The organism is Pseudomonas sp. GL_117 (assembly GCF_057835125.1).
In genome coordinates this window covers 4,798,158-4,817,857 of the sequence record NZ_CM174418.1, presented here as the reverse complement: position 1 = coordinate 4,817,857, position 19,700 = coordinate 4,798,158, and the positions used below count along the sequence as shown (strand labels likewise).

At 60.9% G+C, this 19,700-nt stretch carries 20 protein-coding genes; 9 read left to right on the top strand and 11 right to left on the bottom strand.

The window, feature by feature from the left end:
• Window positions 1-9: 9 nt before the first annotated feature.
• Window positions 10-423 carry an alternative ribosome rescue aminoacyl-tRNA hydrolase ArfB gene (arfB, locus tag AC3ISR_RS21890; protein ID WP_192299396.1) on the top strand — a complete coding sequence of 138 codons (414 nt, stop codon included), beginning with the start codon at window positions 10-12 and terminating at the stop codon, window positions 421-423.
• Here arfB and AC3ISR_RS21885 read toward each other — a convergent pair.
• From AC3ISR_RS21885 to AC3ISR_RS21870, 4 genes are all read right to left on the bottom strand, one after another.
• Complete coding sequence (locus AC3ISR_RS21885) at window positions 420-1,616, bottom strand: MFS transporter (RefSeq protein ID WP_226456231.1); 1,197 nt, start codon at window positions 1,614-1,616, stop codon at window positions 420-422. The two genes, arfB and AC3ISR_RS21885, sit on opposite strands and share 4 nt — an antisense overlap.
• A gap of 104 nt (window positions 1,617-1,720) precedes the next feature.
• Window positions 1,721-1,891, bottom strand: a complete 171-nt coding sequence (locus AC3ISR_RS21880) for a hypothetical protein (protein WP_226456230.1) — start codon at window positions 1,889-1,891, stop codon at window positions 1,721-1,723.
• A 74-nt stretch (window positions 1,892-1,965) separates the two neighbouring features.
• Window positions 1,966-2,241 (bottom strand): hypothetical protein, encoded by a 276-nt coding sequence (locus AC3ISR_RS21875; RefSeq protein WP_192299578.1) that lies wholly within the window; start codon window positions 2,239-2,241, stop codon window positions 1,966-1,968.
• Between the two features lie 12 nt (window positions 2,242-2,253).
• Window positions 2,254-2,565, bottom strand: a complete 312-nt coding sequence (locus AC3ISR_RS21870) for an Mpo1-like protein (protein WP_192299393.1) — start codon at window positions 2,563-2,565, stop codon at window positions 2,254-2,256.
• Window positions 2,566-2,726: 161 nt separating this feature from the next.
• Between AC3ISR_RS21870 and AC3ISR_RS21865 the strand changes: the two genes are divergently transcribed.
• Window positions 2,727-3,785 (top strand): AraC family transcriptional regulator, encoded by a 1,059-nt coding sequence (locus AC3ISR_RS21865; protein ID WP_192299392.1) that lies wholly within the window; start codon window positions 2,727-2,729, stop codon window positions 3,783-3,785.
• Here AC3ISR_RS21865 and AC3ISR_RS21860 read toward each other — a convergent pair.
• The 7 genes from AC3ISR_RS21860 to AC3ISR_RS21830 form a co-directional block, all read right to left on the bottom strand.
• Window positions 3,742-5,196 carry a TrkH family potassium uptake protein gene (locus tag AC3ISR_RS21860; RefSeq protein ID WP_192299391.1) on the bottom strand — a complete coding sequence of 485 codons (1,455 nt, stop codon included), beginning with the start codon at window positions 5,194-5,196 and terminating at the stop codon, window positions 3,742-3,744. The two genes, AC3ISR_RS21865 and AC3ISR_RS21860, sit on opposite strands and share 44 nt — an antisense overlap.
• A 264-nt stretch (window positions 5,197-5,460) precedes the next feature.
• Complete coding sequence (locus AC3ISR_RS21855; protein WP_192299390.1) at window positions 5,461-6,804, bottom strand: imelysin family protein; 1,344 nt, start codon at window positions 6,802-6,804, stop codon at window positions 5,461-5,463.
• Between the two features lie 128 nt (window positions 6,805-6,932).
• Window positions 6,933-8,984 carry a putative bifunctional diguanylate cyclase/phosphodiesterase gene (locus tag AC3ISR_RS21850; RefSeq protein ID WP_192299389.1) on the bottom strand — a complete coding sequence of 684 codons (2,052 nt, stop codon included), beginning with the start codon at window positions 8,982-8,984 and terminating at the stop codon, window positions 6,933-6,935.
• 529 nt (window positions 8,985-9,513) lie between these two features.
• A complete protein-coding gene (locus tag AC3ISR_RS21845) occupies window positions 9,514-9,741 on the bottom strand; it encodes a hypothetical protein (protein ID WP_192299388.1) in 228 nt (75 codons plus the stop codon).
• 397 nt (window positions 9,742-10,138) lie between these two features.
• On the bottom strand, window positions 10,139-10,735 hold the full coding sequence (locus tag AC3ISR_RS21840; protein WP_192301010.1) for a superoxide dismutase: 597 nt from the start codon (window positions 10,733-10,735) through the stop codon (window positions 10,139-10,141).
• A gap of 178 nt (window positions 10,736-10,913) precedes the next feature.
• Complete coding sequence (locus tag AC3ISR_RS21835; RefSeq protein ID WP_192301011.1) at window positions 10,914-11,513, bottom strand: LysE/ArgO family amino acid transporter; 600 nt, start codon at window positions 11,511-11,513, stop codon at window positions 10,914-10,916.
• 5 nt (window positions 11,514-11,518) lie between these two features.
• The gene (locus tag AC3ISR_RS21830) at window positions 11,519-11,920 is read right to left on the bottom strand and encodes an ACT domain-containing protein (RefSeq protein ID WP_192301012.1); all 402 of its coding nucleotides are present in this window, start codon (window positions 11,918-11,920) and stop codon (window positions 11,519-11,521) included.
• Window positions 11,921-12,019: 99 nt separating this feature from the next.
• Between AC3ISR_RS21830 and AC3ISR_RS21825 the strand changes: the two genes are divergently transcribed.
• The 7 genes from AC3ISR_RS21825 to AC3ISR_RS21795 all read left to right on the top strand — a co-directional run bounded on the left by AC3ISR_RS21825 (window position 12,020) and on the right by AC3ISR_RS21795 (window position 19,700).
• Window positions 12,020-12,913 carry a LysR family transcriptional regulator ArgP gene (locus AC3ISR_RS21825; protein WP_192301013.1) on the top strand — a complete coding sequence of 298 codons (894 nt, stop codon included), beginning with the start codon at window positions 12,020-12,022 and terminating at the stop codon, window positions 12,911-12,913.
• Window positions 12,914-12,965: 52 nt separating this feature from the next.
• Entirely contained in the window at window positions 12,966-13,964 is a 999-nt protein-coding gene (locus tag AC3ISR_RS21820; RefSeq protein ID WP_192301014.1) for an NAD-dependent epimerase/dehydratase family protein, read from the top strand.
• A 114-nt stretch (window positions 13,965-14,078) separates the two neighbouring features.
• The gene (locus AC3ISR_RS21815) at window positions 14,079-14,924 is read left to right on the top strand and encodes an ATPase (RefSeq protein ID WP_463984272.1); all 846 of its coding nucleotides are present in this window, start codon (window positions 14,079-14,081) and stop codon (window positions 14,922-14,924) included.
• A gap of 277 nt (window positions 14,925-15,201) precedes the next feature.
• Window positions 15,202-16,461, top strand: a complete 1,260-nt coding sequence (locus tag AC3ISR_RS21810) for a D-mannose isomerase (RefSeq protein ID WP_192301016.1) — start codon at window positions 15,202-15,204, stop codon at window positions 16,459-16,461.
• Window positions 16,462-16,565: 104 nt separating this feature from the next.
• On the top strand, window positions 16,566-17,852 hold the full coding sequence (locus tag AC3ISR_RS21805) for an ABC transporter substrate-binding protein (RefSeq protein ID WP_489324427.1): 1,287 nt from the start codon (window positions 16,566-16,568) through the stop codon (window positions 17,850-17,852).
• A 101-nt stretch (window positions 17,853-17,953) separates the two neighbouring features.
• The gene (locus AC3ISR_RS21800) at window positions 17,954-18,862 is read left to right on the top strand and encodes a carbohydrate ABC transporter permease (RefSeq protein WP_192301018.1); all 909 of its coding nucleotides are present in this window, start codon (window positions 17,954-17,956) and stop codon (window positions 18,860-18,862) included.
• Entirely contained in the window at window positions 18,855-19,700 is an 846-nt protein-coding gene (locus AC3ISR_RS21795) for a carbohydrate ABC transporter permease (RefSeq protein WP_124524882.1), read from the top strand. Before AC3ISR_RS21800 ends, AC3ISR_RS21795 begins: the two co-directional genes overlap by 8 nt.

Sequence of the window (19,700 nt, the reverse complement as noted above, 5' to 3'; positions counted from 1 at the left end):
TTTTGATTGATGCTGGTGATTTCCAACAATGTGCACTTGCCCGATGCCGAGATCGAGCTGACCGCCATTCGCGCCCAGGGCGCCGGTGGGCAGAACGTCAACAAGGTGTCGAGCGCGGTGCACCTGCGTTTTGACATCCCGGCGTCGTCGTTGCCGGAGTTCTACAAGGAGCGGCTGCTGGCGCTGCGTGACAGCCGCATCACCAGTGACGGCGTGCTGGTGTTGAAAGCTCAGCAGTATCGGACCCAGGAGCAGAACCGCGCGGATGCGCTGGAGCGTCTGGTGGAGTTGATCCTCAGTGCCACCAAGGTCGAGAAGAAGCGCCGCCCGACCAAGCCGACGCTGGGCTCGAAAAAGCGTCGCCTCGAATCCAAGACCAAGCGCGGCAACATCAAGGCCGGGCGCGGCAAGGTCGACTTTTAGTCGCCGCGCGTTTCGCGGGCCTTGGGCGCCTGGCGGTACAGGTAAACGCTGAGCAGCAAGCCACCGAGGGCAGCGAGGGCGGCGAACAGGAAGATCGATGCAAAGCCAAAGCCGGCCGCGACCGCCCCAGCCAGCGGTCCGGTGATCCCCAGGGACAAGTCGATGAACAACGAGTAGGCGCCCACCGCCGAGCCACGGCTGGAGGCGGGTACCAGGTTGACCGCCTCCACGCCCAGCGCCGGAAACACCAGGGAAAAACCGAAGCCGCTCAATGCCGCGCCCGCCAGGGCCAGGTTGGCGTCCGGCGCCAGCCATAACAACAGCAGGCCAAGGATCTCCACCGACAGGCAGGCAATCGCCACGCGAAAGCCGCCGATGCGGTTGATCAAGTTGCCAAACAACAGGCGCGCACCGATAAAGCTCGCGCCGAACAGGCTCAGGGCCCACACCGCGTTGTCCCAGTGCTGGGTGGTGTAATACAGGGTGATAAAGGTGGCGATGGTGCCGAATCCGATCGAGCCCAGCGCCAGCGCGCAACCGTGGGGCAGCACGCGGCCCAGCACGTTCATGAACGGCAGCCGCACGCCTGCGACGATGGGCGCGGCTTCCTTCTTCCAGGCCAGCAGCAGGCCGATGACGGCGAGCAGGATGATGCTGACGCCCATGCTCCACAGGCCCAGGCTTTTCACCAGCAACACGCCCAACGGTGCGCCGACGGCCAGGGCGCCATAACTGGCGATACCATTCCACGAAATGACCTTGGCCGTATTGGCCGCGCCGACACGGCCGATGCCCCAGCCGATGGCGCCAGAGCCCACCAGGCTTTCCGCGCTGCCCAGCACCAGGCGCCCGATGAGCAGGCTGCCCAGGCTGATCGCCGGTAGGCTGGAAAACCACGCGGCCAGCAGCATGAACACACCGCTCAGGCCACAGCCGACCAACCCGATCAATACCGCGCGCTTGCTGCCCAGGTTGTCGATGATTTTGCCGGCATACGGGCGGCTCAGCAGGGTGGCCAGGTATTGCAAGCTGATCACCAGGCCGGCGATAACGGCGCCGTAGCCCAGTTCACTGTGGACATAGCCGGGCAATACGGCGAGGGGGATGCCGATATTCAGGTAGCCGATAAAGGTAAACAACACGATGGAAACAACTTGCAGCGTGACCGCCATGGGGCGCTGGGTATCTGGCATGGGAGAGGTCCACAGTCGCAGCAGGTAAAGATAGGCTGCTAATGATACCGATGGTTTGGCCCACGCAGGGCGGTAAATTCCAAAAACGTCAGATCAGAAAGACGTCAGGACTTGGACGGGGCGAGCAATTGGGTGGTGACCAGGGCGGCCAAGGCGTTTTCCTGGGTGCCAAAGCGCTTGAGCAGCAGGGCTTGTTTGTCCGCGCTGAGGCGGTTCCAGACGTCGACCATCTGCAAGGCAGCGTCGAGGACGGCGGTATCCGGGGTATCTGTCATGGTGTCTATCCAGGTCTATTCAGGCAGTGTGGAAAGCGCGCAAAGCTGCGCTTTCCACACGGTCTGTTACGGCGTCAGCCCTGGCTTTTGCCGTCGACTGGTTTTGCTTCTTTGGCCTCAGGCTGCTTTGGGCTGGCCTGCTGCGGTGTTGGCTGCTCAGTTTCGTGCAGGCTTGGGAAGGGGAGATTAGGTATCTCGTGCATCGTCGTCGCTCCTCGCAAGGTCTGTTTTTTCAATCGCAGGTGATTCCGCGCTCTCAAAAAGCCTTGGCAGGATACAGCACTGCAAATGACAAAAAGATTTTTCTGTCGGCGGATGTCGGAACTTTGATCATTTAACGCAAGTGACATGGGGTCACACGTCTAGAACGGGACTTTGCCGAGGATCATGTCGCGATACATCACGAAATCCCCCAATAAGCTGTAGAACGGGTGCTTGAAGGTCGCCGGGCGGTTCCTTTCGAAGAAGAAGTGGCCGATCCAGGCAAAGCTGTAGCCGGCAATCGGTATGGCCAGCAGCAACGCCAATGAGCCCCGACCAATGGCATAGGCCAGGATGCCGATCACCAGGGTGGTGCCGATGAAATGCAGGCGCCGGCAGGTACTGTTGGCATGCTCGCCCAGGTAATACGGGTAGAACTCAGCAAAGCTATTGAATTGCTTGATATTTTCCACGATTGCCGGCCCTTTGATTGTTGTGCCGCCCAACAGATGTTCGGCGGGGAGCTTATTTGAGTCTAGAGTGATCAGTGGTAACGGCCAGTGACAATAGATGCCACTTTAGTATCCTTGGCTTTCCTGGCTGCCGTTTAAGCCTGCTTTATTAAGAAGACGCCATGAGCGAACGAACAACTTCTGCAAGCTGGGCGATGGGGATAGTCAAGGCATTGGAAATGGATGGCCTGGACTGCCGGACGCTGTTCAAGCAACTGGGCCTGGATTACGCCGCCCTGAATGACCCCGATGCACGGTTTGCGCAAGACTCCATGACCCGCCTGTGGCAGCGCGCGGTGGAACTGTCCGGCAACCCGGCAATTGGTCTGAACATGGGCAAGGTGGTGCGCCCGGCCTCGTTTCATGTGGCCGGGTATGCGTTGATGTCGAGCAACACGCTGGCCGAGGGTTTTATGCGCCTGGTGCGTTACCAGCGGATCATTGCCGAAAGTGCCGACCTGAGTTTCCGCCTGCTACCTGAAGGCTATGCGCTGATTCTGACGGTGCATGGCGATCACTTGCCGCCCACCCGGCAAAGCGCCGAAGCCTCGCTGGCCAGTGCTCTGGCGCTGTGCGGCTGGCTCAGCGGCCGCACCCTGCAGCCGCGTAAAGTGCTGTTGCAAGGCGATCACCCGGTGGACCTGGGGCCGTACAAACAAGCCTTCCATGCCCCGCTGGAATTCAACGCGGCCTACGATGCACTGATTTTCGAGCAGGCCGACATGGAGGCGCCGCTGCCCACCGCCAACGAGGCCATGGCGCTGCTGCATGATCGGTTTGCCGGTGAGTACCTGGCGCGCTTCTCGGAAAGCCGCGTGACCCACAAGGCCCGGCAGGTGCTGTGCCGCCTGTTGCCCCAGGGCGAGCCCAAGCGCGAAGTGGTGGCGCAGACGCTGCACCTGTCCCAGCGCACCCTGCAACGGCGATTGCAGGAGGAGGGCACCAGTTTTCAGACCCTGCTTGATGACACCCGTCGCGAACTGGCCGAGCAATACCTGGCGCAACCGAGCATGACCCTGCTGGAAATTGCCTACCTGTTGGGGTTTGCCGACCCGAGCAATTTCTTCCGCGCCTTCCGTCGCTGGTTCGATGCCACGCCCGGTGAATACCGGACGCGGTTGCTCGAAGCGTCGACGGTCAGTGGCGCCAAAACGCCGGAATACACAGAACAAAGACCGTAATGATCTCCAGTCGGCCGAGCAGCATGCCGAGCGACAGGATCCACTTGGCCGCATCCGGGAGGCTGGCGAAGTTGCCGGCCGGGCCGATGGTTTCCCCCAGGCCCGGGCCGACGCCGGACACCGTGCTGGCAGCGCCGGTCAGCGCGGTCATCCAGTCCAGGCCGAGCAGCGACAGTGCAAGGGCGATGGCGCAGATGGTGATGGCGAAGAAGAACGAAAAAGTCAGGATCGAGCGTACGATTTCTTCGTCGAGACGGTGGCCGTTGTACTTCTGCTTGATCACCGCGCGAGGGTGAATCAACTGGTTCAAGTTGGCCTTGAGCAGGATGTAGGCGACCTGGAAGCGGAAGATCTTGATCCCGCCCGCCGTGGAGCCGGAGCAGCCGCCGATAAAGCCCAGGTAGAAAAACAGCATCAGTGAGAAGTTGCCCCACAGGCTGTAGTCCCCCAGTGCAAAACCTGTAGTGGTCACCACCGAGGTAACGTTCAGCGCCACGTGGCGCAGGGCGTCCAGCCAATGCAGGTCGGTGGTCCACCAGTACCAGGTGCCGAGCACCAGCCAGGTTACCAACAGCAAGCCGAGCAAGCCCTGCACCTGCTGATCCTTGACCAGCGCCTTGCGGTTGCCGCGCAACGTGGCGACATACAGGGTAAACGGCAGGCTGCCGAGGATCATCACCACCACCGCGACCCAGTGCACCGCCGGTTGTTTCCAGTGGGCCAGCGACTCATCGGAGGTGGAGAAACCGCCGGTGGAGATCGCCGACATCGCGTGGTTGATCGCATCGAACAAACCCATGCCGGCCCACCAGAACGCCAGGCTGCCCAGGATGGTGATGCCCACGTACGCCGCCACGATCAGGCGCGCCACCATGTGCGAGCGCGGCATGACCTTTTCCGAGCGGTCCGAGGATTCGGTCTGGAACAGACGCATGCCACCGATGCGCAGCAGCGGCAGGATCGCCACTGCCATGCCGATAAAACCGATACCGCCGAGCCAGTGCAGCAGCGAGCGCCACATCAGGATGCCCGGCGACATGCTGTCCAGCCCGCTCAATACGGTGGAGCCGGTGGCGGTGATGCCGGACATGCTTTCGAAAAACGAGTCGGTGTAGCTGATGTGCTGGGTCAGCAGGAACGGCAGCGCGGCAAAGATGCACACCACTACCCAGCTTGTGACGGTGAGCAGGTACATGTCCCGTGGGCGCAGGTGCACGTGTTCGGGGCGACCGGGGATGACCAGGGCCAGGCCGGCGAGAAAAGTGATCATGCTGGCCCACAGGAACGAGGGCAGGTCGCGGGTGCGTTCGAAGATCACCAGGGTGGCCATGGGCACCACCATGGCGATTGCGAGGGTGATCAGGAAGATGCCGATGATGAAACCGATGATGCGTAGGGTCGGCAACGCCATGAAGTGAGCTCGGGTGATTGGGCAGAGGCGCCATTCTACCTGGGGTGCAGGTCTTGTAAACCGGCCCCTTCAGGCGGTACCGAGCAAATGGGGGAGTGGGCTTGTGTGGGAGCGGGCTTGCTCGCGAATGCGGTGGGTCAGCCAAATATCCAGTGACTGATACAGCGCATTCGCGAGCAAGCCCGCTCCCACATGGGGTTTGTGGTGTTTGATGCAGGCATAAAAAAGGCGACCCGAAGGCCGCCTCATTCAACTCGGCGTTGATCAGAACTCGTGATCAGCGTTGTCCGGGTTCAGGTCGCTGATGCCCAGCTTGCCCGCCGCCGCTTCGATCGAACCGGTCTGCTTGACCAGCGCCGCGATGGCGTCACGTACGATCTGGTTGCCCGCATCGTTACCGGCCGCGATCAACTGGTCGTAGTGCTCACCCTTGTTGGCGTGGTCAACCATGACCTGGATCTTCGCTTCGGTCGCTGCCAGGTCTGCCTTCAGCGCGCTGTCGGCAGCCGGGTCGACCTTGGCCACCAGGGACGACAGGCTGGCGCCGGTCAGCTGGGTGCCGTCGGTGCGGGTGTATTCGCCCAGGTAGACGTTGCGGATGCCCTTGGCGTCGTAGAAGTGCGAGTTGTGGGTGTTGTCGCTGAAGCAGTCCTGCTCGTCTTCCGGCGAGTTGGCTTCCAGGGACACTTTCATACGCTCACCAGCCAGTTCGCCGAGGGACAGGCTACCCATGCCGAACAGCATTTTGCGCAGGCCGTCGGTGGCCGGTTCAGCCTCCAGGGTGGCGCGGTAGTTGTCGGCGACGTTTGGCTTCCAGTTGCCGACCATTTCTTCCAGGTCGCTCACCAGCAGCTGGGTCACGGCGCTCAGGTAGGCGCGGCGACGCTCGTTGTGGCCGCCCGTGGCGCCGTCGCCGGTCAGGTAGTCCGATGCTGGACGGTTGCCGGCGCCAGGGCCGGTGCCGTTCAGGTCCTGGCCCCAGAGCAGGAATTCGATGGCGTGGTAGCCGGTGGCGACGTTGGCTTCGGAACCGCCCAGCTCGTTGAGGCTGGCAAGTTTTTCCGGGGTGATTTCCTTCACGTCGACCTTGTCTTCGCCGACCTGGACTTCAGTGTTGGCGACGATGTTGGCGGTCGCGCCTGGGTTACCCAGGGCGTGTTCGTAGGACTTGTCGACGTAGTCGATCAGGCCTTCGTCCAGCGGCCATGCGTTCACCTGGCCTTCCCAGTCGTCGATGATGGTGTTGCCGAAGCGGAACACTTCGCTCTGCAGGTACGGGACGCGTGCGGCAACCCAGGCCGCGCGGGCGGCTTTCAGGGTTTCGTCGTTCGGCTTGGCGAGGAACGCGTCGATGGCGGTCTGCAGGGTTTTGGCGGTGGATTCGGCGTCGCTGTAGACCGCGAACACCATGTCAGCGTAATGCGCGACCACGGCCTTGGCAGCCGCTTCGTCGACTTGGCCGGCAGGGGTGGCAGCCGCTGGAGCGGTAGTGCTGGCAGCCGGGGTCGGCGCCTGTGGCGCGGCGGCCTTGTCTTTACCTTCGCCGCAACCGGCGAGAGAAATGGCAATGGCCAGCAGACTGGCGGTGGCCAGGGGCATACGAATCATGGCGAACATCCTGCTTCGGTTGTTGATAGGGCGCGCGGGGGGGAGCGCAAAACTGCGACATAATGCGAAAGATTTGCATTTTGTGTAAAGGCTTAAACGCGGGAAATATTCAGTATCGTTTTCTCGGTTCAAAGAATCGCGGCGTTATTGCGCTCTGACTGTTTCAGATACGCGGCCAATTCCCGCGCCGGCAGCGGTTTGCTGTAGTGATAGCCCTGCCCCTCATGGCAACCCTCGGAGATGATGTAGGCCTCTTGTTCCGCGGTTTCCACGCCTTCGGCGATCACCTGCATGCCCAGGCTTTTACCCAGCTGGATAATCGCCCGCACGATGGTGGCATCGTCGTCGTCATCCAGCAGGTCCTGGACGAAGCTCTTGTCGATCTTGATCTTGTCCAGGGGAAGGCTTTTCAGGTAGCTGAGGGATGAATAGCCGGTGCCGAAGTCGTCAATCGCGATCAACGCTCCGGAGCGGCGCAGGCTCAGCAGGTGTTGGGCGGCGGTGCTGATGTCTTCCATCAGGCCGGTTTCGGTGACTTCCAGCTCCAGGCTGCGCGGCGGCAGGCGGTAGATCTGCATCAGGTTGTTGACCACTCGCGGCAACTCGGTGTGGTGCAACTGCACGGTGGACAGGTTGACCGCCATGCGCAACTCGGTGAAACCCAGGTCATGCCATTCGCGCAACTGCCGGCAGGCCTGGTCCAGTACCCATTCGCCAATTGCGATGATGGTGCCGTTCTGTTCGGCCAATGGGATGAACAAGTCAGGCGGCACCAGGCCATGTTCCGGGTGCTGCCAGCGGATCAACGCTTCGACGCCCACCACACGGTGGTCGCGGTAGCTGATTTGCGGTTGGTACACCAGGTGGAACTGGTTGCGACTCAAGGCGTCGCGCAGGTCTTTTTCCAGTTCGCGGCGGCGGCGCATTTCGCTGTCGACGCTGGCGATATAGAACTGGTAGCGGTTGCGTGACCGGCTCTTGGCCAGGGTCATGGTCTGTTCGGCTTTTTGCAGCAGCTTCTCGGTGCTGTCGCCATCTTCCGGAAACAGGGTGATGCCTATAGTGGCGCGCAGGCGGATCTGTTCGTGGTCGAGGGCGAATTCCGCTTCGAGGTCATCGAGGATGCTTTGCGCCAACTCCGCGGCTTCGTAGGGTTGGTCGATGTCGGCCTGCACCAGGGCGAACTGGTCGCCCCCCAGGCGGGCGAGGGCGCCGAGGCGGCCGCTATGGGCGCGCAAACGGTCGGCGAGGGCCAGCAGCAATTGGTCGCCGGCCTGGTAGGTGAACTGCTCGTTGACGCTCTTGAAGTCGTCCAGGCCCACGCACAACACCGCCACGCGGCGCTGTCGGCGGCCGGCGTCGATGAGGATCTTGTCCAGTTGTTCCTGCAGCTTCTGGCGATTGGGCAACCCGGTCAGGAAGTCGTACTGCGCCATGCGACGCAGGCTGCTCTCGGCCTCGTGACGCAGGTGGGTGTTGCGCTCGATGGATTCGAGCAACTGGTTGGCGGTATTGATCCACAGCCCCAGTTCATTGCGTTCATGGCCTTTGAGCTGGGGGATCTTGTGTTCGCTGGGCCGGTCCGGGTTGATCGACGTCAGGTGCTCGATGATCCGCGACAACGGCTTGGTCAGCAGCCAGTGGTAGACCAGGTACAACACCAGGCCCATCGCCAGGGCCCGAAGCACTCCGGAGATAAAGATAATCACCGAGCTGACAATAAAATCCTTGCCGTACGTGGCGGTGTCGAGGGTGATGCTCAGGTCGCCGTAGTACTCGCTGTAGGGACCTTTGCCCACCAATGCCGTGGTGAACGTGCGTTCCTGGCCAAGAATCAGGTCGGTCAGCCAACGGCTGGGGGATTGCTGCAAGGCGCGGCTTTTTTCCGCGAGCATGGTTTCGTTGGGATGGCCGATGGACGCCATGCGTACCGCATCGTCTTGAAACAGGCCCTCAATGACCTGCATTCCCATCTCGCGGTCCAGGCTGTAGACGGCCTGGGTCGAGGGGTCGCGGAACATGTCGAGGATGCGCTGGGCATCGCTGGCCACGGCCTGGCGCGTTTTGTAGGCATCAAAGACGATCTGCGCCACGCTCAGCGCTACACCCACGACCAGGGCCGACAGCAGCACGACCCGTAGCAACTTCACCGACAAGCTGTTTTTGAGTTCCAGCTTCAAAGGGGGATTCCTTGTTCCATGCGGGTAGCCTCAATATGCCATGAGTATTGGCAATCTGAGGGTGGCAGTCAAAGGGACATTCGGTTAAGCGGGAAATGTTGAGAAAAGTGGAACCCAGCTCGCGGAAATTGCCACCCACGCGGTGAGGGGAATGAGCCTCTCGTTGAATACTGGAGTACTTATTTATGGTTATGGCATTGGCAGGATTAGCGTTGCCTGCAGTGGCTGCGGCTGCGGCCCCTATGGTTGGGCAGGGTTTTAAAGTGTTAGGGGATGTTGGCGGGCAGTTCGTAAAAGGCGCGTTAAGCGCGGTCTTGGGTGGCACGGGTCTAGGGCAGTCAAATTCAACAATCAACTATGGGGTCGGCAACAATAACCAAAACATAATGGAGCTAATAGGCCGCCATATGGTGGAGAATTCCTCGAGGCGTTAAGCCCACATATTCCCTGGCATGCCCCGTGCGATAGCGGAGTCAAAAGCCGCAGGAGCAGGATCGGATTGGTCCTGCTCCTGCCCTGGCGCTATCGTTTATTTAATGAAACTGATCGTCTGCTGAGCCTTGTTGGTCAGGGCGGCGAACTGTATCGGTTCGGTGGATTCGCTCTTTGGACTCTCTGCGCCGATTTTCTTTGCTACTGCGTCGGCTAAGGGTTGGATCAGTGGTGCAATAGCTTTTACCACTTCGCCAACGACAGGAATTGCGGCTTTCAATAGATCGCCACCCAGCGAGATTGCGGAGGCTGCGCTTATTGTCATTATGATTTCTCCGATAGGTTAAGGGGTCGTATCCCCTCACCGAATAAGTGGCGGCTGACGCTGTGAGAGTTCCTCGTGGGGTTTGCGCTAACCATGAAAAAGCCCGGCAATTCAGGCTGTGTGAAAACCTAGCAATCTGCCGCCCGGTTCCTGCTTCGCCAACTCGACGGTACACGAACGGAAATGGCGCTAGCGATGCAGGTGTACAACCTGAAAAGAGCCATAAACGTTTCGGGGGTGCGAAAAATGATGGAGTTGATGGGCTGAAAAGCCCTTTTTTGCTATCCGAAACCGCAAAAGCAAATGCCCCGACAAGTCGGGGCATTTGCTTTAGACCGGCGTGGGCTGCGTTTTCACACAGCCTGCATTGCCGGGCTTTTTTTACTGCAAGGACTGCTTAGGCAGTGAAGGTCTTGCCTTCGAACTGCTCAGCCACGAACTTCCAGTTGACCAGGTTCCAGAACGCTTCCACATACTTTGGACGCGCGTTGCGGTAGTCGATGTAGTAGGCGTGTTCCCACACGTCGCAGGTCAGCAGCGGGGTGTCGCCGCTGGTCAGCGGGTTGCCGGCGCCGATGGTGCTGGCCAGGGCCAGGGAACCGTCAGCCTTTTTCACCAGCCAGCCCCAACCGGAACCGAAGGTGCCGACGGAGGTCTTGGTGAACTCTTCCTTGAACTTGTCGAACGAACCGAACGCAGCGTTGATGGCTTCAGCCAGCGCGCCGGTTGGTTGACCGCCGGCGTTTGGCGCCAGGCAGTTCCAGTAGAAGGTGTGGTTCCAGACCTGGGCAGCGTTGTTGAAGATGCCGCCCGAAGAGGACTTGACGATCTCTTCCAGGGTCTTGCCTTCGAACTCGGTGCCTGGCACCAGGTTGTTCAGGTTCACGACATAGGTGTTGTGGTGCTTGTCGTGGTGGAATTCCAAGGTTTCCTTGGAGATGTGCGGCTGCAGGGCATCGTGTGCGTAGGGCAGCGGCGGCAATTCGAAAGCCATGATGATTCTCCTAATCAGGTCAGTTGCGGTGAGCGCAAGGCCGATCACGGGCGGCCAAACAAGCGCCGGGGAGTTTGTACTCTTTGCGGCGCAGGGTCCGGATCATAGCACCGGGGGTGCGGCAAAACCACGCAACAACTGTGTGGGATAGAGGTTCCAGAGCGTTTTGGAATATTCGTCAGGCGGCGATCAATTGATAGGCCACGCTGAACATCATCACCGCCACCAACAGGTCCAGCAGGCGCCAGGTGGCCGGGCGTGCCAGCCACGGCGCCAACCATGCCGCACCGAGGGCCAGGGTGGCGAACCACAGGAAGGACGCACTGGCCGCCCCAGCCACGTAGGCACCGGGTTCGGTTTGTTGCGCGCCCAGTGAGCCGATCAGCAATACCGTGTCCAGATACACATGGGGATTGAGCAGCGTCACCGCCAAGGCACTGAGCATCACCGCGCGCAACGAACGCACCTTGAGTTTGCCGCCCTGCTCCAGGCTTTGGCTCGAAAATGCCCGACGCAGTGCCAGGGTGCCATACCACAACAGGAATGCCGCGCCGCCCCAGCGGGCAATCGCCAGCAGCAGCGGGTTTTGCGCCAGCACCGTGGCCAGGCCGAACACCCCCGCGGCCACCAACAACGCGTCGCATACCACGCACAACGCTGCGACGGGCAAATGGTGTTCGCGGCGCAGGCTTTGCGCCAGCACGAAGGCGTTCTGGGTGCCGATGGCCATGATCAAACCGAGGGCCACCAACAGGCCGTTCACATAGCTTTGCCACATAGGATTTACTCCGCGTCCGCCGCCAGTTGCCGTAGCACCTGCAAGGCACGCTCGGCATCGGCGCGGCCGACGAACAGGTGATCGTGGTAATAACCGGCAATCACATTGCAGCTGATTCCGGCCTGGCCCAGCGCGCTGGCAAAGGCGGCGGTGAGGCCGACAGCCTCCAGGGACGAATGCACGTTCAAGGTGATCCAGGCGGCCACGTAGTCGAATTGCAATCCTGCCTGTTCGGCTTGCTCGCGCTTAACAATCAGCGTCAGGCCTTCCTGTTCGCGAAAGCTGCCGATCACTTCACAGCCCGCCGGGATGCGGTGGTCGGGCAGGGTGCAGAACACATAGTCGCCGTCATTCAACTGCGGGCTCATGCTACTTAGCAGGGTCGCCAGGGCGGTTTCGCCAGTCATGTGAGAATTCCTTGAATAGGGAGAAGCAATGCTGGTCATTCTCACGGGCGAAGCTGTATAAGAAAAACCAATATTGCTGATCGCTCATTAGAGAAACTGATGTTCGACTATAAATTGCTTTCCGCCCTGGCAGCGGTGGTGGAACAGGCCGGCTTTGAACGCGGCGCCCAAGTGCTGGGGTTGTCGCAATCGGCGATTTCCCAGCGCATCAAGCTGCTTGAAGCACGCATCGGCCAGCCGGTGCTGGTGCGGGCCACGCCGCCGACGCCCACCGACATCGGCCGGCGCCTGCTTAACCATGTGCAACAGGTGCGCCTGCTGGAGCGCGACCTGCAAAGCCAGGTGCCGGCGCTGGACGCAGAGGGCATGCCCGAACGCCTGCGCATCGCCTTGAACGCCGACAGCCTTGCCACCTGGTGGGCCGAGGCGGTCAGCGCGTTTTGTGCCGAGCAGCATTTGCTGCTGGACCTGGTGGTGGAGGATCAGACCGTCGGCCTCAAACGCATGCGCGCCGGTGAAGTGGCGGCCTGTATCTGCGCCAGCGAGCGCCCGGTAGCCGGGGCCCGCAGCCTGTTGCTCGGCGCCATGCGCTATCGTGCGCTGGCCAGTCCGGCGTTTATCGCCCGGCACTTTCCCGGAGGGGTACGTGCCGATCAACTGGCGCGCACTCCGGCGCTGGTGTTCGGTCCGGATGATTTCCTGCAACACCGTTACCTGGCTTCGCTTGGTGTGGACGGTGGTTTCGAACACCATTTATGCCCATCTTCCGAAGGCTTCATTCGCCTGACGGAGGCCGGGCTCGGTTGGGGCCTGGTGCCGGAATTACAGGTGCGCGACCAGTTGGAAAAGGGCGTGCTGGTGGAGTTATTGCCAGATAAGCCCATCGATGTGCCGCTGTACTGGCATCATTGGCGCAGTGGCGGGCAACTGCTGGGCTTGTTGACCGACCATCTGGCCCAGGCGTGTGGCCAATGGCTGGTGCCGTTGGACTGACAGCGGGCGTCAAGGCAACAGCGATGAAAAATGAAAGAACATGGGGTAATACATGAAAATTCTGGTCACCGGCGCAAGCGGCTTCATCGGCGGACGCTTTGCGCGTTTCGCCCTGGAGCAGGGCCTCGACGTGCGGGTCAACGGGCGACGCGCCGAAGGTGTGGAGCACCTGGTCAGGCGCGGTGCCGAGTTTATCCAGGGTGATTTGAATGATGCCGACCTGGTACGCGAACTGTGCCGCGACGTTGAAGCCGTGGTGCATTGCGCGGGCGCCGTCGGGTTGTGGGGCAAGTATCAGGACTTCTACCAGGGCAATGTGCTGGTGACTGAAAACGTCGTCGAGGCCTGCCTTAAACAGCGTGTCGGCCGGTTGGTGCACCTGTCGTCGCCGTCGATCTACTTTGATGGGCGCGACCACCTCGGGTTGACCGAAGAGCAAGTCCCCAAGCGTTTCAAGCATCCTTACGCCGCGACCAAATACCTGGCCGAGCAGAAGGTGTTCGGCGCCCAGGAGTTTGGCCTCGAAGTGCTGGCGCTGCGCCCGCGTTTCGTGACGGGCGCCGGCGACATGAGCATCTTCCCGCGCCTGTTGAAAATGCAGCGCAAGAACCGCCTGGCCATCGTCGGCGACGGTTTGAACAAAGTTGATTTCACCAGCGTGCACAACCTCAACGAAGCGCTGCTCAGCAGTTTGCTCGCCACAGGTTCGGCGTTGGGCAAGGCCTACAACATCAGCAACGGTGCCCCGGTGCCGGTGTGGGATGTGGTGAACTATGTGATGCGTCAAATGGAACTGCCGCAGGTGAAGCGTTACCGGTCCTACGGCTTGTCCTACGGCGTTGCGGCGTTGAACGAAGCGTTCTGCGCGATGTGGCCCGGCCGCCCGGAACCGGCGCTGTCGCGTCTGGGCATGCAAGTGATGAACAAAGATTTCACCCTCGACATCAGCCGTGCCAGGCATTATCTGGACTACGAGCCCAAGGTCAGCCTGTGGACCGCCCTCGACGAGTTCTGCGGCTGGTGGAAGGCCCAGGATTCGGGGCTCAAGTAAGGTCACAACAGGCAACACATCGGGAACCGAATTCGTGGTTCCGGGTCGATCAGAGCGACAGGACTGCGGTTTATACTCCCGTCGCTCGCCACCTCACCGATTCAGGGTTGATTCATGCGTAACGATGCCAAAGACGATTTCGACGACGTTCCCAGCCTGCGGGCCGATGTAGGGGATGACGATGATTTCGAACCGACTCCCGCCACCTCGGTGCGTTCGCGCAACACGAAGGTGGTCAAGGTCAAGAGCGCCAGCACCGGGCCATTGTGGGCCCTGATCGGCGCGCTGCTCTTCGCCTTCGCCGGGCTGGCCTGGTGGAGCTTCCAGCAGATTTCCCTGATGGGTCAGCAACTGGTCGCCACCCAGGAAAGCTTTGCGCGCATCAGCGAAGAAGCGGCGGGGCGCCTGCAGGATATTTCCGGCAAGGTCGTCGCCAGTGAGGCCAGTGTGAACAACGGCAGTGAAGCGTTGAAGTTGCAGATCCGCCAGTTGGAGACCCAGTTGCTGGAGCAGGGCAAGCAGCAGGTCGGCGTGGCCGGTCAGGCCACCGAGCTCGACAAGCGCCTGGCGGCCATGACCGCCAGCACCACCGAACTGTCGAGCGCCAACAGCAAGCTGCAAGGCCAGGTGCAGGCCTTGACCGACGCCGTGGCAGGCTTGAAGGCGGCACAAGGTGAGGCGGCCAAGCGCGATGCCGAGTTCAAGGAGCTGGCCGCCGATGTAGCCGCACTGAAGAAACAAGGTAACCCGAGTGCGGCCATTGCCCGTTTGGAGCAGGACCTGGTGGTGCTCAAGAGCGCCCAGGAAAACCAGCCGGCCAGCAGCGATGCGCCGACCAATAAAGAGTTTGATGTGTTCCGCATCCAGACCACCCGCAACATCACCACCTTGCAGAGCCAGGTGCAGAACCTGCAGCAACAGCTTAATGCGCCGGCGAGGGTCACACCGTTGGGGCAGTGATCCCACCGGCGTGTAAAACGATTTAAATGTGGGAGCAAGCTTGTGTGGGAGCGGGCTTGCTCGCGAACGCAGTGAATCAGCCAATGAATCCGTTGACTGACCCACCGCTTTCGCGAGCAAGCCCGCTCCCACATTTTTGTACTGGGGCCAAGAGTTAAATAGTGCTCTTGGCCGCATCGTCACCGCTTGGTGACATTTCCCATCCCCTTCGTTACTTGCCCCCATCCTGCCCTTGTTTAGACTCCGGTCACCCCATAAACAATAATAAGGGCCACCCATGACCACCCAACCACTGCCTGCCAGCAGTTGGCTGAACGCGCCTGCCCATCACGCCTGGCTTGCCGCCGAAGGCCAGCGTCTGTTGGCATTCGCCAAGGCCGCGCGCCTGCCCGACGGTTTCGGCAACCTGGACGACAGAGGCCAACTGCCGGCCGATGCCCACGCCGAAACCATGAACACTGCCCGCATGACCCACAGCTTTGCCATGGCCTACGCCCTTGGCCTGCCGGGTTACGCCGAGTGGGTGGCCCACGGTGTCGCGGCCCTCAGTGGTTCGCTGAAGGATGCGCAGCACGGTGGCTGGTTCGCCACGCCCCGCGCCCTCGATGGCAACCGTGGCAAGGCTGCTTACCTGCACGCCTTTGTCGCCCTGGCCGCCAGCTCCGCGGTGGTGGCCGGTGTTCCCGGTGCCCAGGCCCTGCTAAACGACGCGATCCACATCATCGACCAGTGCTTCTGGAACGAGGAGGAGGGCGTCATGCTCGAAACCTTTGCCCAGGATTGGAGTGGCGTCGAAGCCTATCGCGGCGCCAACAGCAACATGCACGCCACCGAGGCCTTCCTCGCCCTGGCCGATGTAACCGGTGACACGCGTTGGCTGGACCGCGCGCTGCGGATCGTCGAGCGGGTGATCCACACCCACGCCGCCGGCAACCAGTACATGGTGATCGAACATTTCGACGCCCACTGGCAGCCCCTGCTGGATTACAACGAAGACAATCGCGCCGACGGCTTCCGCCCCTACGGCATCACTCCTGGCCATGGGTTCGAGTGGGCGCGGCTGGTGCTGCACCTGGAGGCCTCGCGCCTGCGCGCTGGGCTGGTCACGCCGGACTGGTTGTTGACCGACGCCAAAGGCCTGTTCGCCAGCGCCTGCGAATACGCTTGGGCGGTCGATGGTGCGCCCGGCATTGTCTACACCCTGGACTGGAACCAGCGCCCGGTGGTGCGTGAGCGCCTGCACTGGACCCACGCCGAAGCCAGCGCCGCAGCCCAGGCCTTGCTCAAACGCACCGGTGAGTTGCACTACGAAACCTGGTATCGGCGTTTCTGGGAGTTCTGCGAAACCCATTTCATCGACCGCATCCACGGCAGCTGGCACCACGAGCTCAGCCCGCACAACCAACCCAGCAGCACGATCTGGGCTGGCAAGCCGGACCTGTACCATGCCTGGCAAGCGGTGCTGCTGCCTGCGCTACCGTTGGCGCCAAGCATGGCCAGTGCATTGGGGGCGGGGTCTTATGTCACCAGCTGGTGACATTTGTACGTCCCTTTGTTACCTGCGCCCTAAATATCCATGTTTAAACTCCGTGCAGCGCAAGCTCTAGACTTGCATGCATAACAACAAAAAAAGGTACTCAGATGAACGCGATTAATCGCCTCGCCGTCGCTATTTCCATTGCCTCGTTGTTTCCCCTCAGTGCATTTGCCGCCGACTCCAAAGGTACGGTTGAAGTGGTGCATTGGTGGACCTCTGGCGGTGAGAAAGCGGCAGTGGATGTCCTGAAGGCCCAAGTTGAGAAAGACGGTTTCACCTGGAAAGACGGTGCCGTCGCCGGTGGCGGTGGTGCCACGGCCATGACTGTGCTGAAAAGCCGCGCAGTTGCGGGCAACCCACCCGGCGTTGCCCAGATCAAAGGTCCCGACATCCAGGAATGGGCGTCCACTGGCCTGCTCGACACCGACGTCTTGAAAGGCGTGGCCAAAGACGAAAAGTGGGATTCCCTGCTCGACAAAAAAGTCTCCGATACCGTGAAGTTCGACGGTGACTACGTCGCCGTACCTGTGAACATCCACCGCGTCAACTGGCTGTGGATCAACCCGGAAGTCTTCAAGAAAGCCGGCATCACCAAGAACCCGACCACCCTCGAAGAATTCTACGCAGCCGGCGACAAGCTCAAGGCTGCCGGTTTCATTGCGCTCGCCCACGGCGGCCAGCCTTGGCAGGACAGCACGGTGTTCGAAGCCGTCGTCCTGTCGGTGATGGGAGCCGACGGCTACAAGAAAGCCCTGGTCGACCTGGACAACGCTGCGCTGACGGGCCCGGAAATGGTCAAGTCGCTCACCGAGCTGAAAAAAGTCGCGACCTATATGGACGTCGACGGCAAAGGCCAGGACTGGAACCTCGAAGCCGGCAAAGTCATCAACGGCAAGGCCGGCATGCAGATCATGGGTGACTGGGCCAAGTCCGAGTGGACCGCCGCCAAGAAAGTCGCGGGCAAGGACTACGAGTGCGTCGCCTTCCCGGGCACCGAGAAAGCCTTCACCTACAACATCGACTCCCTGGCGGTGTTCAAGCAGAAAGACAAAGGCACTGCCGCTGGCCAGCAGAACATTGCCAAAGTCGTGCTGGGTGAAAACTTCCAGAAGGTCTTCAGCATCAACAAAGGCTCGATCCCGGTGCGTAACGACATGTTGAACAACATGGACAAGCTCGGCTTCGACTCCTGCGCCCAGACCGCTGCCAAGGACTTCCTGGCCGACGCCAAGACCGGCGGCCTGCAGCCAAGCATGGCGCACAACATGGCCACCAACCTGGCGGTGCAAGGCGCGTTCTTTGATGTCGTGACCAACTTCCTCAACGACCCGAAAGCCGACCCGGCCGACACCGCCAAGAAACTGGGCGCTGCGATCAAGTCGGCCAAGTAAGCGACAAGCTGCAAGTTATTAGCTGCAAGTGGTTTGCAACCTCTCTTGCCGCTTATAGCTTGTAACTTGCAGCTGCCCTCACTCTTTCATTGGATTTCCCCATGAGTTCTGTTGCTGTGTTCAGCAAAGCCTCGCCGTTCGATGCACTGCAGCGCTGGCTACCGAAACTGGTGCTGGCGCCGAGCATGTTCATCGTACTGGTGGGCTTCTACGGCTACATCCTGTGGACGTTTGTGCTGTCGTTCACCACATCCACTTTCCTGCCCAGCTACAAGTGGGCGGGGTTGGCGCAATATGAGCGCCTGTTCGACAACGACCGCTGGTGGGTCGCGAGCAAAAACCTGGCGCTGTTTGGCGGCATGTTTATCGGCATCACCCTGGTGATTGGTGTTCTGCTGGCGGTGTTTCTCGACCAGCGTATCCGTCGTGAAGGTTTTATCCGCACCATTTACCTGTACCCGATGGCGCTCTCGATGATCGTTACGGGTACGGCCTGGAAGTGGCTGCTCAACCCGGGCATGGGCCTGGACAAACTCCTGCGGGACTGGGGCTGGGAAGGCTTCCGTCTCGACTGGCTGATCGACCCGGATCGCGTGGTCTATTGCCTGGTAATCGCTGCGGTGTGGCAAGCCTCGGGTTTCATCATGGCGATGTTCCTCGCGGGCCTGCGTGGGGTTGATCAATCGATCATCCGCGCCGCACAGATCGATGGCGCCAGCCTGCCGCGCATCTACTGGAGCGTGGTGCTGCCCAGCCTGCGTCCGGTGTTCTTCAGTGCCGTGATGATCCTGGCGCACATTGCGATCAAGAGCTTCGACCTGGTGGCGGCGATGACCGCAGGTGGGCCGGGCTACTCGTCCGACCTGCCGGCGATGTTCATGTACTCGTTCACCTTCAGCCGTGGCCAGATGGGCATGGGCTCGGCCAGTGCCATCCTGATGCTCGGTGCGATCCTTGCGATCATCGTGCCTTACCTCTACTCCGAGCTGAGGACCAAACGCCATGACTAGTCTCGCCTCCAAACCTGCCATCAGCTTGAGTCGCGTCGCGATCTACGCGGTGCTGATCCTCGCGGTGCTGCTGTACCTGGTGCCGCTGGTGGTGATGTTGCTCACCAGCTTCAAGACCCCGGATGACATCAGCAACGGCAACCTGCTGAGCTGGCCGACCGTGGTCACCGGCATCGGCTGGGTCAAGGCCTGGGCCACGGTAGACGGTTACTTCTGGAACTCGATCAAGATCACTGTGCCGGCCGTGCTGATCTCCACGGCCATCGGTGCGTTGAACGGCTATGTGCTGTCGTTCTGGCGCTTCAAAGGTTCGCAGTTATTCTTCGGCTTGCTGTTGTTCGGCTGCTTCCTGCCGTTCCAGACCGTGCTGCTGCCCGCGTCGTTCACCCTTGGCAAGATGGGCCTGGCCAGCACCACCACCGGCCTGGTGTTTATTCATGTGGTCTACGGGCTGGCGTTCACCACGCTGTTCTTCCGTAACTACTACGTGAGCATTCCGGATGCGCTGGTCAAGGCCGCACGCCTGGACGGTGCAGGTTTCTTCACCATCTTCCGTCGGATCATTCTGCCGATGTCGACCCCGATCATCATGGTCTGCCTGATCTGGCAATTTACCCAGATCTGGAACGACTTCCTGTTCGGCGTGGTGTTCTCCAGCGGCGACTCCCAGCCCATCACGGTGGCGCTGAACAACCTGGTCAACACCAGCACCGGGGCCAAGGAATATAACGTGGATATGGCGGCGGCGATGATCGCCGGGCTGCCGACCCTGCTGGTCTATGTGATCGCAGGCAAGTATTTCGTGCGCGGCCTCACGGCCGGCGCGGTCAAGGGGTAA

Coding starts and splice junctions, on each gene's coding strand:
- arfB (WP_192299396.1), top strand. CDS start 10: ATGCTGGTGATTTCCAACAATGTGCACTTGCCCGATGCCGAGATCGAG.
- AC3ISR_RS21885 (WP_226456231.1), bottom strand. CDS start 1,616: ATGCCAGATACCCAGCGCCCCATGGCGGTCACGCTGCAAGTTGTTTCC.
- AC3ISR_RS21880 (WP_226456230.1), bottom strand. CDS start 1,891: ATGACAGATACCCCGGATACCGCCGTCCTCGACGCTGCCTTGCAGATG.
- AC3ISR_RS21875 (WP_192299578.1), bottom strand. CDS start 2,241: ATGTCACTTGCGTTAAATGATCAAAGTTCCGACATCCGCCGACAGAAA.
- AC3ISR_RS21865 (WP_192299392.1), top strand. CDS start 2,727: ATGAGCGAACGAACAACTTCTGCAAGCTGGGCGATGGGGATAGTCAAG.
- AC3ISR_RS21860 (WP_192299391.1), bottom strand. CDS start 5,196: ATGGCGTTGCCGACCCTACGCATCATCGGTTTCATCATCGGCATCTTC.
- AC3ISR_RS21855 (WP_192299390.1), bottom strand. CDS start 6,804: ATGATTCGTATGCCCCTGGCCACCGCCAGTCTGCTGGCCATTGCCATT.
- AC3ISR_RS21845 (WP_192299388.1), bottom strand. CDS start 9,741: ATGACAATAAGCGCAGCCTCCGCAATCTCGCTGGGTGGCGATCTATTG.
- AC3ISR_RS21840 (WP_192301010.1), bottom strand. CDS start 10,735: ATGGCTTTCGAATTGCCGCCGCTGCCCTACGCACACGATGCCCTGCAG.
- AC3ISR_RS21835 (WP_192301011.1), bottom strand. CDS start 11,513: ATGTGGCAAAGCTATGTGAACGGCCTGTTGGTGGCCCTCGGTTTGATC.
- AC3ISR_RS21830 (WP_192301012.1), bottom strand. CDS start 11,920: ATGACTGGCGAAACCGCCCTGGCGACCCTGCTAAGTAGCATGAGCCCG.
- AC3ISR_RS21825 (WP_192301013.1), top strand. CDS start 12,020: ATGTTCGACTATAAATTGCTTTCCGCCCTGGCAGCGGTGGTGGAACAG.
- AC3ISR_RS21820 (WP_192301014.1), top strand. CDS start 12,966: ATGAAAATTCTGGTCACCGGCGCAAGCGGCTTCATCGGCGGACGCTTT.
- AC3ISR_RS21815 (WP_463984272.1), top strand. CDS start 14,079: ATGCGTAACGATGCCAAAGACGATTTCGACGACGTTCCCAGCCTGCGG.
- AC3ISR_RS21810 (WP_192301016.1), top strand. CDS start 15,202: ATGACCACCCAACCACTGCCTGCCAGCAGTTGGCTGAACGCGCCTGCC.
- AC3ISR_RS21805 (WP_489324427.1), top strand. CDS start 16,566: ATGAACGCGATTAATCGCCTCGCCGTCGCTATTTCCATTGCCTCGTTG.
- AC3ISR_RS21800 (WP_192301018.1), top strand. CDS start 17,954: ATGAGTTCTGTTGCTGTGTTCAGCAAAGCCTCGCCGTTCGATGCACTG.
- AC3ISR_RS21795 (WP_124524882.1), top strand. CDS start 18,855: ATGACTAGTCTCGCCTCCAAACCTGCCATCAGCTTGAGTCGCGTCGCG.